The following is a 17,910-nucleotide window of genomic DNA, read 5'->3' on the forward strand; positions in this document are numbered from 1 at the left end:
GGCAAAATCGGAATTCTATTTATTTTGAAAACGAACATAATTCTTTGTTTAATAGGGTCAATGTTTCCAACGCAATGAGAAGCTCATCAAACGTTGTCTCTGAACTAAGACTGACTCTAATACTACTATTTGCTGTTTGATAATTGACTCCCATCGCAAGGAGAGTTTTCGGAGGTTGTGTAGCGCCAGATGAGCATGCGGACCCAGTACCCACGATAATCCCCGCACCAGCAAGGCTTTGGGCTAATTCATCTCCCAAAATTCCTTGGATTGAAAAGCAACTCGTGTTTGGTAGGCGAGATGCATGGGAAGAATGAATTGATACAGGTAATGCCGCTTTTATGTGTGCCTCAAACTGATCACGTAAACTGGCAATTTTGTCTGCGGCACATAAATCAACACCACGAGCCGCCGCTGCTAATCCTGCAAGACCCGGCGTATTTGTAGTTCCCGAGCGCAAGCCGTGTTCTTGCCCTCCTCCTAACAATAGTGGGGTGAGTTCCAGCCCTGAACGAAAATACAGCCCACCTACACCTTTCGGACCATGAAATTTATGGGCCGAAAATGAAAGCATATCGACGTCACTCCAATTTTCCTGAAGATCTATCGAAATTTTTCCTACTGCTTGCGTCGCATCGGTGTGAAATACCGCCGAAGGACATACTCTGCGAACTAACCTACCAATTTCGCTAATCGGTTGAAGCACACCGGTTTCATTATTTGCAGCCATAATTGAAACAAGCCGTGTTTCTGCAGTCAACATATCCTCCAATAAATCGAGGCGAATAACACCTTGATCATCTACTGGCACTTCCAGCACTTCAAAGCCATTTGCTTCAATTGCAGTTGCCGGTTCCGAAATAGATGGGTGCTCGATTGCACTTACAATCACGCGACCGCGTAAGACGTTTTTCTCTAGAGCGGCGAACAACCAATTGTTAGACTCAGTCGCTCCAGATGTAAATATAAAGCACGTAGGATCTTCAGCATTTAACAGGGTCGCCATAGCCGCTGCAGCGTCTTCACGCGGCCTGTCTGCTCCCGTGAAAGCTGCAGTTGATGTGGATGCATTGAAATAACATTCGTTGAAATAAAATTGCATCGCATCGATCGCAGCGCGCGCAGTTCTAGTAGTAGCATTGTTGTCGAGATAGATCATTGTTTCTGGACTGTAGCGCCATGATATCGGCGTTGGATAATTTGAACGATTTTCGGTACGACGGTCTCAATATCAATAAAAGGTACTTGAGCATAGATTGACTCAGGCCGATCAATTCTCACGAGCATATGCCCGCGTCCAAGCAACCGTTCAGCTCCTCCATTTTTGATACCCATCGCAATCTCAGAAGTCGCTTCATTGTCGACTTTCAAGATTAATCTATTTCCAAGTTGGGAACGCAATTGCATTGGCATTGCGTCTTTATCTGGACGCTGCGCAGCGAAAATCAAGAAAATTCCAGCCGCACGAGCTTTGACGCTAAGACGACTAACCACCTCAGGCACCATTTTTTTGTATTCTTCAATCATCATCCAGTCTGTAAACTCGTCATGGATAACCCAGAGTGTCGGCATTTTCTTTCCGGTTGCGCGACGGTAAGCTCGAATGTTTGGTACTCCTGCTTCTTTGAATTGTTGATAGCGACTATCCATCTCCACTACGAGATTTCTCAGCACTGCAATAGCTTGTTGCGGATCATCAATGATAGATCCGGATCCCGCTTTGAGATGGGGTAACCCTTCGAGGGGCCGATAATCTAGGCCAAATTTAGGGTCAATTAGATATATGAGTGCCTCGTCAGGATTTCGAGATGCCGCAATTGTTAGTAAAATATTTTGAATCAGAATTGATTTACCACTACCAGTCATCCCCGCAACTAATGTGTGAGGTTGCAACGATGGATCAAGTAATATCTGTGTACCATCTTCTTCAGCGATACCAATGCAAATTTTTTCACCATCAGCATGAGGGTCAAAGTTCTTTAAATAGTCGAGCAACACTTTTTCAGTATGAAGCATTTCGCGAACAGGGCGTTTGACTGCTATAGAAATTCGTCCTGACTCCGGAGTTGTGCTGATGATTTGTATTCCGTCCGAGGTAAAAATTTCACTCGCGCGAGATTCTATCGCTTGGACGGTCAAATCCTTTGTTCCCTGCAACTTAATGATGGCAGCATTTGGAGTTAGGATAGGAGGAAATCCATCACTTAGTCTTGCAGTCAATCCTCGACTAATAAGCGCTTGTCGAATTTGAGTCGTGACTCCGTCAAGCCACGCGTGCCCCTCTGCCTTGCTGGATTCGAATTGCGATGATCTAGACTCCAGGAATTTGATTAGTTCGTCATCTGAAGACTCCATAATTACATCAGACGCCCCTATTGAGTCCAAGACCTGCGTGACCGAATTCGTGTCTCCACTTAAATGATCGTCGGTAGGAGGTATCGTCACATCATGACTACCCGCGCCCACATTTAATTGATCTGATGATGCCGTTTGCCTGTCGCCGGTTAGATTCATAGCGTCGCCAGGTTCATTTGAGCTTGGGACCGACGTAAGTACACGTATTTTTGATAACCCGAAAGATGGATGCCCGTTGCGGATCCGCATTTCTTTAGTACTTTGATGATCTTCCGCATGGTATTGATGGAAGAGCTCTCGTACTTGTCCTGGTCCAAATATTTCTTGAAGCGCGTCTAAATCACTTTTCGCTTTGGAGGTTTTGATTCCCTTGACGGAGGTTACATCCGTAGTAAAGTCCTGCGGTGCATAAACAAAAACGTGTGAATATCCCCAAATCCGAAATGAGCATTGGCGTTGGCGTATTGCTCTTCTCCATGCTGCAGTATCGATTGCCGGTTGCCCAGGGGCGGTCACCGTCTGCAATGCAAGCAAATCCGAAAGACGTGCCAACCAAATGTCCTGATCAATAGTTTGGGTCGTTCCATTTAAAGCTTCGGTGAGTTGAGCCAGGGTATCGATCAGTTGCTTTTCTGATTGATTCGCGGCGCCACCGACAGCGTCATAAGTCACAAATTTTGCTTCAGTTACGACCACGTCAAGATGCAACAATCCACTCTCGTCAGTACTTGGTGCCAGAATCAACAAGTCTGCAATGCTTGCACCTTCCTTTTTACCGAGCCATTGGCTGTAATCGTCAAGAAAACACCAGGCAATTGTTCGATTGACGCCTAGCTCGGATTGAACGAGATATCGCGTGAGCACCATCCCGAGTAACTCATTAGTATTATTCGCTCGCCGCGCCGCTTTTAATACTAAGCCCCCAGAAATTCGGTTAGCGTCCTGCATAATACGCTTACCGAGATCTGCTATGATTTTCTCATCCGTATCTGATGAAAGAATTGCCCGCAACTTCTCCTTCAACGTGTTGACAAGTAAAGTGTCTCGAGCATCCGACGAAACTATTAAATTACGGCCATGTGTCGATGATTGAACGTAACGAATAACTTTGACATGACACGCCTCAAGTAGTTTTCGGTCAAGAAGTTCATCTTGATTTACCACCCATGTCGCGAGCTCATGGGTTTCTCTAAATATGCGTTCGACGTTTTTATCATCGAAATCAAGATTTCGCATTAGCACGGGACATTGATCATTTTCCCAGGCGTTGCTGGCTCCATGTGCACAGAGTTCCGCTATTGCATATAAATATGCCCAGCCGGCTTCCGACTGAGCGGGACAAACCAGCTGAAGGCGGACTTGTCGATCACCGACAGTCACAGGCAAGCGACGACTCCATTGATGAGGTTGCAAATCATTTGGAGCAATCGTTTCCCGTGGCACCCACTGCCAGATAATTTTGGCTTCATTAGAAATGAGATCTCTGCAATACGCAATGTCCACGGGTTGAGAACGTCCTTGGCGGCGCAGACGGCTGGCGGCAGTAATATTTACCCGGACCTTTGCAAGAAAATCCCCCGTAGCTTCAGTTGAATCGCTTTCATCTTCAATTCCACGCGTCACTAAATCTCTATATATCTGTCGCAAGTGACTTTCATCATGATGCATTAACAGCACCTGACAAGTTATCTTGTCACCCTCTCTCTTGGCGTTTATTCGATTAATACTCTTAACAACCGCGATTGGTAACTCAGGCGAATCGCAGTTATAAAGAAGCACTGATAAATTATCTCTCTCGTGCGGTTGCAATCTGAGATATTCAGTAACTTCGTGTTCTATAGTGGCTGATGCCGCAGTCGACCCATCGTCGAATCTAGGCATCTCAGAATCCGCTGACTGCCTGGCGGACTGATGTAACGTGTAACCGCCGAATGCCTGAGTTACGACGCGCTCCGATGGTTCCACCTGCTCCCAAATGAGTGCTATTTCTGGATAGAGGGGATGGGACAATAACTGTTCAATTTCATTAAAAAAGAGCGCGCCACTTATCCCATCAGAAAATGGTGGCCGATTTTTCCCCAATAATAGATGGAGTGTGTGAAGAAGTTGGTGCTGTCGCGCAGCAATTGCCTCCATACGAAGAGGGTGCCACGGACATACAATCGCTACTGGAGCGCGACGACCAGAGCGCCTGACTTGTGCCAAACCTACAGAAAGTATGGTGCGCAATAAACGGCGACGACCGTCTTGATGCGAGAGTTGATTTATTTCAAGTAACAATGCACGATAGCTCTCGGCAATCGCCGTAGCATGATCATGAGCCATTGCATCGTGTCGGAGCGCCAATACTCCCGCATTATAATTTTCCTCAAAGGATCTGAATTTTGTTTTGAGGTTAGAAGCAATTTCAGGACGAAGCCATTTTAGCGTCTCGCCTTCGGTGATTATTTGCAACCAGTCGGCAGCGAGAGACTTAATTCTGTCTTGCGCCGGTATGAATGCACCGCGCCCCCCTCCACGAACTACATCAGCGAACCCTTCTGCATTTTCCAACGAGAGTGATAATGGCAGTCCTTTACGGCCAACACCTTCATATTCGGCATAACAATGGACAAGGGTCGTCTTCTTCTTCGCATGATATCGACAAATTGCATCGAAATCGGGGACCTCCTGAGGGAAAACCGAATCGAATGGAAATTTCCAAGTTAGCGAAAGCGTGCCAATTTTTCGTACGGTACCGCTCTGCTGAGTTTGGAAAACAGAAGCAAGAAATACCAATGTTGTAGCATTTGTTGTCTTCTTTGCGCCTTTGAACTTGGGATTACCATCTAATTTTGGCAATACATCAGTTGTATATTTGAGCGCCAAACTATCCTTGAATCGAATTCGCCGATTAGTTCTGGCTTCGAGTGATCGATATGATCGTTCGAAGTATTCACATGCCCGTTGATTGCGCTCGATGAAACTGTTTGGTTTGCTCTGGGATTTGCCCTCAAGTTCCACATAGGCTAATTCATGTAATGTTAGTCCACGAACTGTCCGCTGGAGACACTCAAACACTCCTTGGAGAAGATCGGTACATTCAATTTTCTTACCGTGTACGTAATCTTCCCACTCGATAAAAAGTTTGGCATCTTTTTCCAGCGCTTCGGATCTTCGTTCAAAAAACTCGCGAAATTCCGTTGGTGCAGAACCAGGTTTACGCGATACTTTTCCCAATGCTTCAATTACAAGCGTGTCGTCAGCAGTGAGATCAATTGCTTCGGCTTCTAGCGCCTTTAGTGTTCGATCGGAAAAATCTTTCGACGAACTTCGTTTTGCTTTGTCAAAGCAGTGACGCGTATAGTTCCAGTCAAAATTAAAAAGTAGATTTTCAGTAGCGATGTTGCGATTGCCATCTGACTCAATATATGAATTGAACGCGCTGAGAACATCTTCAGGAATTGGAGGTTGTTGATCTTCCGCTCGAAGCCTTTCGAGAGTAACTCGCAATTTCTCAGTATCTAATAATTGCTGAGACAGATCTCGTTTATCGAGATAACATTCCAACGCATAATGAGTTTTGAATTTTTCTGCCCATTGAGAGGCTTGTCGCATTTTCCCATCATTCAAGGAGCTGAAACAATCATCAAAACGCGGTAAGCCAATTACTGGCAACGATTTTCCGGCGGCTCGTCGTAACGGCTCGGTTTTAAAAGCCTCAAGAACCGCTTGAAGATACTCTCCTACTTTCGCAGTAGGACATCTTCCGCTATCAAATAACCCTTTGAGAAGAGCCTCTACCATCTGAATTTCTTCAGGTAATAAAGTACGCCCTACACTCTTCGCCACAAACTCGATCCATATACGGGCGATCCCCTTATCCTTCAGATCGGAGGCGTCTGTTCTGTCACTATCAGCTAACGATGCTTCTGCATCGTCCTCCACTTCTGCAGTCAGAACTATCAGACCGTTTCCACGCGTTTGATTACGAACGCCAACAGCGGATGCCTCAGTTAGATGTATGGAGGGCACATCATAATTAGTGAGCGCAGCCGATGGAAATTGGAGATGCAAGCGTGCAGCCTTGAGGCCGCCGGCATCTTTAGCGCGAATGAATCCCATCAACTGCTCGGGGGAAAATCCAGAAAGTACATGAAATGCGCCCCGAAATTCATCATCTTCAGTTTGTGTCTTGAATTTCAGAAGAACATATTCAAGTGCGATGGCGCCAACTAATGCATCGGGGGCTGTAATTTCTAGATAATTCACGCGCGTTTATCCATAGGGTTAATTACATAGGTACAGGCATCACTCATTCGCTGAGCCAATCCCATACCGATTAAATGTTGCACGAGTCTGTCGCGGTTTTTTTTGAAATCTGTTTCATCAAAAAGAGTTGACCGCACGACTGCCTTTGCCTCAACGGGACCAATAATTATTCGATATTTTTGGTAGAGACGACGCAAAAACGCACTCTCCTCAATGGGTGACGAGACATTGGCAAACACCAACGCTCTCAGCAGTTCATCTGTTGGCGCGTAACGATATCGAGTGGTACCGCGTCTAGATATAAGACCACATCCAGTGCCCAGCGCGGTAAAACCGTCTGCGGCATTACCGCGGTAGAATTGATCAACAAAACTGTGAAATTTCTGAATCAAAGTTTTTGAATCTGGTGCGTTGAAATTCTTACCGTCCCGCAATGAACACGTCTTCGCAAGATGCTCTATAAGATAATCTTTCTTAGTCGACTCATCAAAATCATCGTTAGCCAGTAAAGCATTCAGTGACGGGTCCGAAAATGCGGTTTTTTCGATAAATTTCCGAACTGCTTGACTACCAAGACCATCGTTGTCGAGATACGAAGCAATCGCCGCTTTGCGGACCAAGTCGCTTCTCGGAGCGAGAATCTCACAAATTATTGGCGGCATATTGGAGTCGCCAACCCAATGGTTCGCTGTTTCGATACCATATAAATAGATATGAAAACCGAGCAGGGGCTGTATGTATTGAAACGCATCCTGGTCCGGAAGTCCAAGCTCCAAAATTGCCGCGGTGTCCTCTCCCATTCGATCGTATGCCGGATGAGATTTATAGGGGAGATAAGTGCCGCCTTTTTCAGGCCCACGATCTGGTTCATCGGTAGACAAAAGGCGCAAAACTAACTTGTTGCGACTACCGTTTGAGGCAAGAGAAGGCGCCAAACCATGTATGACTCTGTTTCTAATGCGCTCTGAGGCGCGCGTGAGCATAAGATATGCAAGCTCACCTGTTCTTGTGAATACTCGCCGAGTTCTCTCAAAATCATCACCCTTCTCCAGCAATACCTCATACAGCGCGGCAGGTCCTACGGGAAAGATAAATTGCGTAGTCCATTGGCGCTCGCTGCCTGGATCAATTGTAATGTTACGCAGTAAGCGCACAATATTAACTAGCTCTTTAAATGTGTCGAAATGATTTCGTAGATATGAAAAATCTGTACTCCGGTTCTTTCCCATTGACGCATTTGCTCTCATCGTCTCAACCCATTGGGCCCACGCCGACTCATCATCTCCTTGAGAGTCGCGTAATATTTCTTCCATTCGCGGATTGTTGAAGAGAATATTTCGAAGTTGAAGGCTTTGATTCGCAGTATAAAGTGGATTGTCACCTGGATTTGTGGGTGCAAGCAGCTTGCCCTGACGATACATTCCTTCGGCCATTCCGAGAAATTCCAGCAAGAGCGCCGAAAAGGGTTGACGCTCGATCCGATGCCCCCAAATTGCCTCCACTATCCACGAATCGTTACGATCTTTGGATGCCGAATAATCTTCTGTATTTTCTGATTCAATCATTGGTCTGTGAGATGAATAGGGCGCTTGTAGATGATTCCTGATTCGCGTACCTCAATGAGGTTAAGCGTTCTTGTACTGGCTTTGAGGTCAAGATCACGCAGGCATCTTTGCTTCAAAGACATAAAATCAGATGAAGATTCGCGAGAAAAACTTGACGGCATTGCGCCATCAGCCACCCGACAAAGGAATTCAAAACGCGGCAAGTTCAATTTGAAGCTGAACGATCTTCCATTTGCTCGAAGGAGTATTTCGGGGATAGGGCTAGTTGCGCTGCTAACGATTTCCAGAGCCGGCGGCTCGGAATCAAGATCGACCTGCGCAAGAAAAATATCACTGACCGGGGAAGTAGTTAGATCCAAACCTGTAGCAAAATAAATTTCACTTGCATTTTCGGCTAGTAGCAATCCTGTCCACACTCGATTTAGTCCAGATGCGATTTTTCGCAAGTGTAATCGGCCGGGAGATTTTCCCATGCTGAGAGGCTTCACTACCTCTTTCAGATAATCTCCCGCATGGTGAAATATCGTGATGTGCCAGAGGTTATATTTTTCTAATTGCTCATTGGTAGCTTGCAGAAAAATCCGCCTTCGCTCAACTGCAAGCTCTTTTAAGAATTGTTGATTTGCTTCTTCGTTAGGAATGTCTCCCCGAATGTAACGATTGAGCATCTCATCAAATTCGCAATTGCGCTGGTCATATGGATTTGGCGCCACGAGATCGCTATAAATTTCCGCCAGCTCGGCATCTCTAGTGCCGAATATAAAAAGCTCGTCAAGGTCGTTAGTTGTTTCCTCACCGATATGCAGCATTGAAAGAAACTTATAAACACTTCTTTTGTTACGAGTGCCAGCACTAAGATTTTCCCCGAATAATGTGCGATGAAGCGCCGCTTTATACGAAGCTCCATCCTTGAGGAGTTGCTGAGCCTCAGCTCCAGGTCGAATTACACCATCCTTGGCGTTGGGATGTCCTAATAGGCCGTTGGTGAGTAGACATAAAATGCCACGTACAGGAAGATGGTGTCCAGTTACATCTGCTATACGCGCCAGCATAAGAAGTTTTCCCTGGAATTCTGGGCTGCTGAGCGCGAAAAAATTTTTGCGCAGCGATGATTTTTCAGAAAAAAGTGGGTTTTCTGCTTCGTCATCGAAACATTTCCATTCCTCACGTTTCAGGATAGCATCAAGGCAGAGAGCCATAATTTCTTCGCTTCTGACCAAACTGAGATTAATCAACCTCAGTCGCTCGTTAAGATCCTGAATATTTCGCGCATGTAGCTTAATCAGATCTTTTTCAAGCCTCCGAATTTCTTCCGGTGCATCTGCTGGTAGAGCCCGAAATAACTCGTGCATTTGGCCATCGTTTACTGCGAGGACAAATATCTTGTTCGATTCACCATAAACTGATGCCGCCATTTCGGCCAGGACAGCAACGTCCTCAGAGCACAAAACACCTTTGTCCTTTTTCCTCCAGGCCGTGACATCAAAAATGAGCGTGATGGATCTTGGCCCATTATTTGTTGCAACCTCAATTCTGACTATTCCATTGCTACCCAGCTCTGATCGCCCGGTCAGCTCGCGCACAAGATCAATACAAAGCGATGTTTTCCCGTCACCGGCGGTGCCCGTCAGTACGATATTTCTGAAAGCGCCTGTTTCTAAGGGAAAGCAATCAAGCATCCCTTTCTGGGCAGGGTGGGAAAACGATAGCTTCGGAATGCCATAGTGGTTGGCCAATGTATCCACATGCTCAGCCTGCATAGCTTCGTTGTCTCCAACGGGACTATAGCCTCTGAGCAGCCTAATCCATTTTTCGCCTTTTTTTGATGTGCTCATGGTCGCGTCGATTAAGACTTAAAGTTGACAAATCAAGCAACCTTCACGGCGTTGCGGTTCTACTTTTAACCCACCTAATGTCTGGGCTAGAGATAGATTGAACTGCTGTTTACCGAGTCTCTCTTGCGATTTATTCCAGTTGCTCTCAATTAGAGCCATTCGTTCTGGCTTTTCTAGTTCAGTTAAAGACTCGTTACCGCACCAATAAAACACATTACCGTTAATGTGATTTGGCTTTTCATAGGATTTTGCTTCTTCGTAAAGATCTGGGTAACGTTTTTTGAGGCGAACCCATTCTATTTTTTGCTGATAAAAACAAAAAAAACAACCGCTCCGAGTACGTCCCCATTCTGTATATGGCGGCATGCCTAAGCCGGATTCTTCAAGAATACGCTGGACTCCCTCGTAGGCTATACCGTCTTCTCGAAACGGGAATACAGCACGAATATTCGGTTTGTGGCTAATGTAGCCAACCCGATCTTCATCCGCCCGAATACCAACATAATTGATACAGAAATCGTCACCTATATAGTTCTCAAACGGTTTCAACTTCATCAGATCAGTGCACCAGCGCCTATGTGTCGACGGCAGCATCCCGCCTTTAATTCTTAGGATATGATCAAACGTCGTACCAAATGTGGTGCGAACAATTTTTTGCCCCAGATAGCCTTCTAACCGTTCAAGATATTCGTACGTGTCGGGTAATTCTTTTCCGGTATCGTGAAAAATGTATTCTATGTTTCCCACTCGATCGCGAAGATAAACTGCCAACGCAGCGCTATCCTTCCCCCCAGAAAGACTGAGGATATGGCGAACTAATTTTGGATCTTCTGGCCAAGTAACAGCAGAAGAACTAGATTTTTCAGTCATAGCTTCCTTAAGTTTTATTTTCGCTTTCCAACCGTGCCCAGATCGCTTTCATGGCAGCAGCCATACCGTAGCGGCCATGCTGCGCAAGAATATCTTTTATAGCAATCTCGGCGGTTGCAATTCGTGCGTCATCCATGCCATCCCAATTAATGAGGTCACCCATCTCGGTGCCATCACTCTTAGTTAGTGCAATACGACAGGCATGTCCATTCAGTTTTTTTGTCGTTCCAATTAATGCCATCTCTGTACGTAAAAACTTGCCTGCAGCAAGCTCCAATTGATGATTGAATTCACTCTCATCTTTGTCCGTCCAACGTTCTGGCGATTTCCTAGCCAGTAAATTGGCTATAGATTCTATCCATCCTCTGTGATCTAAAATTTTGTCAGATAAACGCAGTGCAAATGCTTTCAACGCCGGCTCGGTCACTGCTGCACCTAATTGTGCAGCTCGGTCCATGATATTTTCGCGGGCTTGCTGACCGGTTAGATCAATTTTAAATGCGGCGGTTATCGAATCGCTCAGGCGTTGAATCAAATTTGGATAAGCAGTTCGAATTTCATGCAATGCAGTTTTGAGGCCCGCTGCAAATAACTCCGGATTTTTCAACCCACCTTTACCGACCGGTGACAGGCCGCATGCCTCTGGAAGTGTTGTAAAGATTAGCTTAATTGGTTCGCGCGCATCCAGAAGCGCTGTTCTTACAGTAGATGCAGCAGCTGATAATATATGCGTTTTTCGCGCATAATCTGGTACTTCTCGACTGATAAATATCGCCAGCGGTCGAATGAGATCAAGAAGGTCTGTTTTCGATGCATCACGTGGATTGATTTTTAGCTGAGTCAGTAGATTATTCAAAACTTCAGCCCGTACTGTGTCCAATTCACAGTATTGCAAATGGAAATGCTGCGGCTCTTTCATCAGGCGCAGAAAAGCCTCTCCACTAACTTCGTGTAAATAGGTCCCATCTTCATACAGAGCTACTCTTTGATGATATGTGGCTAGGTATATCGCGACAATGAATGGCTGTAAGCCTTCGCGAATTCCGAAAGGGGGAAGAGACAATGCATCGAATACCTCTAAAACAGGAACGAGTGCATCAATTCCTTTTAATTGAAGCACATCAGTGATGTGCTCAAGGGCTGGCAATACACGGCAATGATCGTCCTTTGGCTTTGGTACCCGAAACGCCCATCCCGCTTTGGTTTCAACGTGGATTTTTCCATATTTCAGGATTGACAAATAGAGCGCCATTTCTGGCGGTCGCTTATTGATATCGAATCCCAGATTCGGCTTATCCGAAAAAGCTACCATGGCATCCACCAGCTTCGTTCTCGCGCCAACAGCTGCACCACTAGGATATCGACGGTTGATAAGTTCGTTGAGAATCCGTGGCGAGCATGGGTAGATGCGCCGACATTCGTCACCTAGAAACGTGAGTAATTCTCTTCCAGTAGCAAGGACCACCGGAGAAGTGGACTCTCGATGGTGAAATGTCTGGCGCTTACCAGTAGAAACGGCGAGATTATCAATGCCACCGAGTTTGTCTCGAACATTTTTCTCCGCCATCTTGATTTGACGTGTTACTTCCTCGCGCGCAAAACGATCTCCAGAGAGTTGGGGAACGTTTTCATGCACCCACTTCCAAGCCATGAGATCGCGCATTGCTTTAACCGCTGCATTCTGGGGTAACCCGAGAGTAACATAGGCACCATCTGGCAGCTCCTGTGCTTTTACAGCAAGAAGTTTTTGAATCTTATTATGCTGACTCGTATCAAAAGGTAATGCAACATAGACGTTGAGATCAGCGCCTTTGCCGTCTAGTGTGGGCACATTCGCAAGAATGGTTTCTAATTCAGTTGCCGGAAATATGTGGACATTCGCGTATCTGAGTGTACCAGTGTCAGTGTAATAGGCGCGCGGAACGAGTGGTTCGGACTGGATATGATCACATAATTCGCGGATTCCATCGCCTCGATTAGAAGTAACTTCCAACGCCTGGGAAAAGGTTTCATCAAGATTCACGCTGGTGTGAGGCCAAAGACACAGTCCTCGAATCGTACCGCGTTCGTAAATGACCCCTCTTGCGCGAAGCTTTTCTATGGCTTTCGTTGTTGCTCGCCCTTTACCAACAGCAAGCACCACCGCCTCTTCCGTAGAAGGAAGGTCTGGTGCATCAAGTAAACTCAGCATCGCAATCGTCTTTAAGACCGCGTCCTCTTCAGGCGTTTCGATTTGTGTTGACGCAAGAACGGCCTCGATGACACCCCAGTGAGTGTACGCATTACCTGCAACTATCGTTGGGAGTAGATTCGAGCGGACATAGTCAAATACATTTGAAATTCGATAGTGACCGACTTCACCGATTCTTTGCGAAACGTGGCTCTGCAACCCCATTGGTTCGCCAGAAGATATGAAACTAAAAAGTGACCTCTCGTTCTGTCCAAATTTTCGCATTGTGCGAATTAGCACTGGAAGAACCGTTGGATGAAGAGGAAAGATTTTAGCGCTCAGATCTATGAGAGATTCGGCGGCAACCGACCCATAGAGTCCTGCAGCTAATGCAGCACGCATCGCAGCATGCGATTCATTTTGAACAGACAAAGGCAGTCTGTCCATTTGAACATTTAAGGTAGCCGCTACCAACGTGGCTACTTGCTCTGTAGGTTGCGAATATACGATTTCCTCGAAACGCCCCGCTACCTTATCCCACTCTCGTTTTGACGCAGAATCAAGGCCAGACGCGTATGCCGCAACACCTTGGTGCAACATTGCGGCGACAACAAAAGTTTTTTCGCCACTACGACTTGCTTCCTCGGCCAATCGTTGAAGTAGAAAAATATCGTCAAATTCCGGATTTCTGGCAGCGTATTCTAGATTTTTTCCGAGCTCATCTAAAATCAAGAGAAGACCATTATGCTTCCGTCTCGCTTTAGTGACAGCTACCCGAACGGCAGAAAGAACTTCCTCAGTCGATGGACCTCGTTTCGAATCCCAGGAAATATTAAGGGCCCGCAAAATGGTTCGTCCGAGCGGTTCGCTATCGCCTGTTGCCATGGCAGGCAGGAGAGTCACTCTCCCAATGAATTTTCCGAGATCGCGCGGTAACTCAGTTTTCGCGCCCTTAGCTACACGAGCTAGAGCGAGCGCAAAGTCAGTTTTCCCAGATCCGTAGTCGCCGGCAATACGCCAGGCGCGCTGGGTTGAGTTTTGCCGGAAGCTTGCAGTGATACGCTCCAATGCTTGACGCGCAACGGGCGTCAAAATATAGGCTTGCGATGATCTTGGGTCCTCAATATCACGCTCCAAATGTACCGAGCGCATGAATCGAGGATGGATCTGCAAAAGTGAGGAAATTGGAGACTCCTCGAGTTTAGCTGGCTGTCTAGTAGTATGCATCGGTCAAAGAAAAATTGGGTTCTTGTAGGCGGCCGTGAGAGCTTCGTAGCCGCTATGCGCATTGAGCCGCTGGAGAAGCCTAACGTTAGCCGACTCGGTAAGCTGAAATATTTTTGGCTGAATGCGCGAAAGATTTTCAACGCGCTGAAGTACTTCCTTCTCTTGCATTTTCAGCAGACGGCCAGGGCTGTGCTCTCCTGAAACTAGCTCTTGCAGAGACACTGTTTTTTCTGCCGGGAATTTCCGATTCCACCAATCATGTATGAAAAAAGCGAAGAGTTGTTGGGGAATACTCGCTTTCTGCCCGATGTCGAACGTGTATAAAGATTCCCATTTTCCTGATGCATTTTGTCGTTCACCAACCTCACGGATTAGCCCCAATACCGACAGAGCACTGTCCAAATGGTCTTCACCCTTATTAATACGCGGCGGCCTATAGCTGTGTAACAAAACATCCCAGTGTTGTTTCAGAGTGACGATTGAAGCTTCTTTGTTGTCCTGCACAAACTCACGACGAAAGGCTTCAATTACATCCGTCGCACTAAACTCGGTGGTTGACCAACGATTGAACAGGCACTCCCACGCAAAAAGGGAATATTGCGCATTACTGCAGATTAGCCAGTGAAGAAGCCAACTTGATGAATGGTCTTCCAAGTATGGGTCTTGCCCGTCATTGGGAGAAAACACCAATTCACCAATTTGAGTTAGTGCCCAGCCAGATTCCTGCTTTTTTGCGACTTGAAAGGCCTCTATCCAGCATCGGAGAGATTCCACCATATTTTTGCCCAGCCCCATGGACGTAATGCCATGATCAATATCGGTAAGAGGATCTCGCCCTTCGTAAATTTCACGAATTGCCTTTGGTAACCACGCGATTCTGAGTGAAAACGATTGATGGCCTGAAAAACGAAAACGAACGTCCTTTTCTACGACCGGTCTAGCAATGGAAATTTCTGTGTTTGTTAGGATTTTTGACATGAGGAATCCGAGGAGGATAGGCTGCGCAACGGCAGACGAGCTACAGATTTAGGCTCTGTAGCGCGCAATTGAAAGAATGCCATTTCCGACTCTGTTTGCTTTGTATTAATAGCATACATAATATATAAGAACGCCGGAGTATATTCTATTAAAGTTAGCCACCCGAGATGCAAAATCTCGGGTGGAATTCGAGCGTTGCTGGCGCTTTCCGCCTGATGATATTTTGATCTACTCAATTACGTCCAAGTCCATCGCTTTCGCCAATATTTTCGCTGCCAGCCAATTGACGCTAACACGCTCACCGCGCTTTTGTTGCTCGCCTCCAGCAGCCACGACTAATGCGGCATGAAGTTCCGGCGGTATCCGCAAGAACAAAGTTTTGGCCGAAGCAATATCGGTTCCGATTTTTAGTGGAGGTGATTTTACTTTGTGCATAATTTTTCACTATCAATGCTAGCATAGATTTCATTGAAGTCAATGCTAGCATTGATTTCAGTCATAGAGAACATGCAAAATGCGTTCGGCTGCGTTTTAGCCGAAGAGAGTCACAAAATTCTCACTTGATAACGAATGTTGTTTATAGACTCACGGATTCAGGCACAATATCTGCTCGCAGAAATAGCTACCAGCAGCTCACTGAGGATATGCCGAGTCTCACAATGGACAGCTCCGGTTTGGCTGCATCACTCATGCCTGATGTTGCTATAAGACTAAAATTAGCAAGACAAACTCCTTCGGCAGTTGTAAGCCTATCCTCGTTTCCGTCACAAACGGCGGCTCAGCGTGCAATATTTGGACTTTACCGAAAAGCTTTGCGATTCGCCATTGCATCGTAAAGCGCATGATGTTCAGGAAGTTTGTTTGTCCTGTAAAAATCACAGCGAACCAACTCGTCGATGCTGTTACCAACGAACGTCTGCCGGCACCACTTCGGCACCTGATATTCCAAAGCATTGATCAATAGATCCCAGTCCGTCTGGGAATCAACACAGATTTCAATATGGTCCCGTTGAGCCCTGACAAGCTCTAGCCAAATTCGTAATCTAACGGACAAATCTTCCTTGGAATATATTGCGTCTGAAAAACGCCCGAGTAATGGAATAACCGTTTCCCGCACAAAATCACTGCACTCGCTCTCTGGATACGGAATTTCCGCATAAAACTCGTCGCCGGAATCTGTGACCATCCCGATGCTGATCAAATGTGGGCGAATAAAGTCTGTGAATTCCGTGTCGAGAAATATTTTTAGAGTCATCTTTAGATCTCGATCACCAGCGCCGGATCAAATGCTTCGTTTTCCCATTCAAGCTGAGCGACATGCGACGCCGTTCTTACATTGACGGGGTATCCACGTGGATTGGCAACGACGCGCGTGCCACCAATTTCGTAGTCAAAATTGTCGTGCACATGTCCATGAATCCACAAATCCACTTTCTCGATCAAGGGCGTCAGGTCGCTCACAAATGCCGCATTCAACAACGTGCCAGCGAAGCGCGGGTGAATCGAATTTGGATGTGGCCCGTGATGGGTGACAACAACGGTACGACCATCAAATTTTTCATCCAGCTTTTCTTCCAACCAAAGACGTGATTTTTGATGGATCTTCAAAGCATCTTGCGCAGTGAACCGCCCGTGCCTGCCGCGAATGACTTTATGATCATTCAAATTCCGTTCCGCTTCTCGCATGGCGGTCAGGGGATTAGATGGATCCACCCGGTAGTCGGTCCATAGACAACAGCCAAGAAATCGCACGTCATTGAGAATGTATTCCTTTCGCTCAAGGTAGTGCACGTTACCGCATGCCTCGAAATTTTCCATCTCGTCAACCAGGTCGAAATATTTTTCCTTGTAGGCTTCGTGATTGCCGCGCACATAGATCACCGGCACCGGCCAATCTGCGAAAGCACTGATCGCTTTGGTATTGCGGTGGATGTCACCGGCAATAACCAATACATCAGCTTCCGAGTGTTCAATCACGCGGTAATCAGGAAATCTCTGTTCCAGAAATTCCAGGTGCAAGTCGGAAGCGATTTGGATTTTCATTATTTAACGAAGGTGGAACTGTTTCATACTTCTATATTAGCCTCCAATTGCAGGAGGACCCTAGCTTTGCCGCCGATATTTGGATCGGCATGGCCAAGATAAATCTCGGCGAGTCGCGTCTTCAGCCCTTCGAACAATTCTGGACATGAAAGTCCCTTTTTACGATCAGTCTTAACCAGGCGGTACCTCTGCTCCTTGGGCCATCCATCTTCACTATGATCGATTACGATCCAATCTTCCCCATATAGATCGGCGTGCGTAATAAATCGTGCGATGTGCTCGTAGCGGGTAACTTTGTCGTACCAGTCTTCGTTATCGGAGTTCATGCTTCTTGAATTAGGCCCCATGACTGAGTGCCATGTGCTTCCTATCACGCGTGTTCTCAGCCGCTCAGGAAGCGCAGCTTTCGCACGTGGGAATCCGAGATGCCTTACCCATGGTGTCGACAACACGATAGATATCTCGGGAAATGGTACCAGCAAATCAATGAGTGGCTGTGCCCACATAAAGGTTTGCCCGCCTCTCGCAAGGATAGGGTGCCCTCCTATGAGGAAAACAGCGTCCGGATGTAATACACCGTCAAAATCAAGAAACAAGATCACGTTCTATATCTACC

At 46.4% G+C, this 17,910-nt stretch carries 11 protein-coding genes; all 11 read right to left on the bottom strand.

Annotated features, from left to right (window positions below):
* Window positions 1–19: 19 nt before the first annotated feature.
* Window positions 20–1,159: a cysteine desulfurase family protein gene (locus CPter91_RS26155; RefSeq protein WP_082793228.1), complete on the bottom strand. Its 1,140-nt coding sequence runs from the start codon at window positions 1,157–1,159 to the stop codon at window positions 20–22.
* Complete coding sequence (locus CPter91_RS26160) at window positions 1,156–6,606, bottom strand: FtsK/SpoIIIE domain-containing protein (RefSeq protein ID WP_082793230.1); 5,451 nt, start codon at window positions 6,604–6,606, stop codon at window positions 1,156–1,158. The genes CPter91_RS26155 and CPter91_RS26160 overlap by 4 nt, the downstream gene beginning before the upstream one ends.
* A complete protein-coding gene (locus CPter91_RS24590; RefSeq protein WP_061945373.1) occupies window positions 6,603–8,171 on the bottom strand; it encodes a hypothetical protein in 1,569 nt (522 codons plus the stop codon). The genes CPter91_RS26160 and CPter91_RS24590 overlap by 4 nt, the downstream gene beginning before the upstream one ends.
* The gene (locus tag CPter91_RS24595; RefSeq protein ID WP_150119808.1) at window positions 8,168–10,006 is read right to left on the bottom strand and encodes a DEAD/DEAH box helicase family protein; all 1,839 of its coding nucleotides are present in this window, start codon (window positions 10,004–10,006) and stop codon (window positions 8,168–8,170) included. The genes CPter91_RS24590 and CPter91_RS24595 overlap by 4 nt, the downstream gene beginning before the upstream one ends.
* Before the next feature lie 18 nt (window positions 10,007–10,024).
* A complete protein-coding gene (locus tag CPter91_RS26165) occupies window positions 10,025–10,876 on the bottom strand; it encodes a phosphoadenosine phosphosulfate reductase family protein (RefSeq protein ID WP_082793232.1) in 852 nt (283 codons plus the stop codon).
* 7 nt (window positions 10,877–10,883) lie between these two features.
* On the bottom strand, window positions 10,884–14,198 hold the full coding sequence (locus CPter91_RS24600; RefSeq protein ID WP_150119809.1) for a hypothetical protein: 3,315 nt from the start codon (window positions 14,196–14,198) through the stop codon (window positions 10,884–10,886).
* A 78-nt stretch (window positions 14,199–14,276) separates the two neighbouring features.
* Window positions 14,277–15,251, bottom strand: a complete 975-nt coding sequence (locus tag CPter91_RS24605) for a DUF4007 family protein (protein WP_082793234.1) — start codon at window positions 15,249–15,251, stop codon at window positions 14,277–14,279.
* A 228-nt stretch (window positions 15,252–15,479) separates the two neighbouring features.
* Window positions 15,480–15,686 carry a toxin-antitoxin system HicB family antitoxin gene (locus CPter91_RS24610; protein ID WP_061945381.1) on the bottom strand — a complete coding sequence of 69 codons (207 nt, stop codon included), beginning with the start codon at window positions 15,684–15,686 and terminating at the stop codon, window positions 15,480–15,482.
* 364 nt (window positions 15,687–16,050) lie between these two features.
* Window positions 16,051–16,506 carry a 3'-5' exoribonuclease gene (locus CPter91_RS24615; RefSeq protein ID WP_061945383.1) on the bottom strand — a complete coding sequence of 152 codons (456 nt, stop codon included), beginning with the start codon at window positions 16,504–16,506 and terminating at the stop codon, window positions 16,051–16,053.
* 2 nt (window positions 16,507–16,508) lie between these two features.
* Window positions 16,509–17,294 (bottom strand): metallophosphoesterase, encoded by a 786-nt coding sequence (locus CPter91_RS24620; protein ID WP_061945385.1) that lies wholly within the window; start codon window positions 17,292–17,294, stop codon window positions 16,509–16,511.
* A gap of 23 nt (window positions 17,295–17,317) precedes the next feature.
* Window positions 17,318–17,896, bottom strand: coding sequence for an HAD domain-containing protein (locus CPter91_RS27100; protein ID WP_167595221.1), 579 nt, complete (start codon window positions 17,894–17,896; stop codon window positions 17,318–17,320).
* Window positions 17,897–17,910: the final 14 nt, after the last annotated feature.

Origin of the sequence: Collimonas pratensis (assembly GCF_001584185.1) — a bacterium.
Classification (GTDB): Bacteria; Pseudomonadota; Gammaproteobacteria; order Burkholderiales; family Burkholderiaceae_D; genus Collimonas; species Collimonas pratensis.

Excerpts from the sequence above, each read along its gene's own strand:
- CPter91_RS26155 (WP_082793228.1), bottom strand. The coding sequence starts at position 1,159 with ATGATCTATCTCGACAACAATGCTACTACTAGAACTGCGCGCGCTGCG.
- CPter91_RS24590 (WP_061945373.1), bottom strand. The coding sequence starts at position 8,171 with ATGATTGAATCAGAAAATACAGAAGATTATTCGGCATCCAAAGATCGT.
- CPter91_RS24595 (WP_150119808.1), bottom strand. The coding sequence starts at position 10,006 with ATGAGCACATCAAAAAAAGGCGAAAAATGGATTAGGCTGCTCAGAGGC.
- CPter91_RS26165 (WP_082793232.1), bottom strand. The coding sequence starts at position 10,876 with ATGACTGAAAAATCTAGTTCTTCTGCTGTTACTTGGCCAGAAGATCCA.
- CPter91_RS24600 (WP_150119809.1), bottom strand. The coding sequence starts at position 14,198 with ATGCGCTCGGTACATTTGGAGCGTGATATTGAGGACCCAAGATCATCG.
- CPter91_RS24605 (WP_082793234.1), bottom strand. The coding sequence starts at position 15,251 with ATGTCAAAAATCCTAACAAACACAGAAATTTCCATTGCTAGACCGGTC.
- CPter91_RS24610 (WP_061945381.1), bottom strand. The coding sequence starts at position 15,686 with ATGCACAAAGTAAAATCACCTCCACTAAAAATCGGAACCGATATTGCT.
- CPter91_RS24615 (WP_061945383.1), bottom strand. The coding sequence starts at position 16,506 with ATGACTCTAAAAATATTTCTCGACACGGAATTCACAGACTTTATTCGC.
- CPter91_RS24620 (WP_061945385.1), bottom strand. The coding sequence starts at position 17,294 with ATGAAAATCCAAATCGCTTCCGACTTGCACCTGGAATTTCTGGAACAG.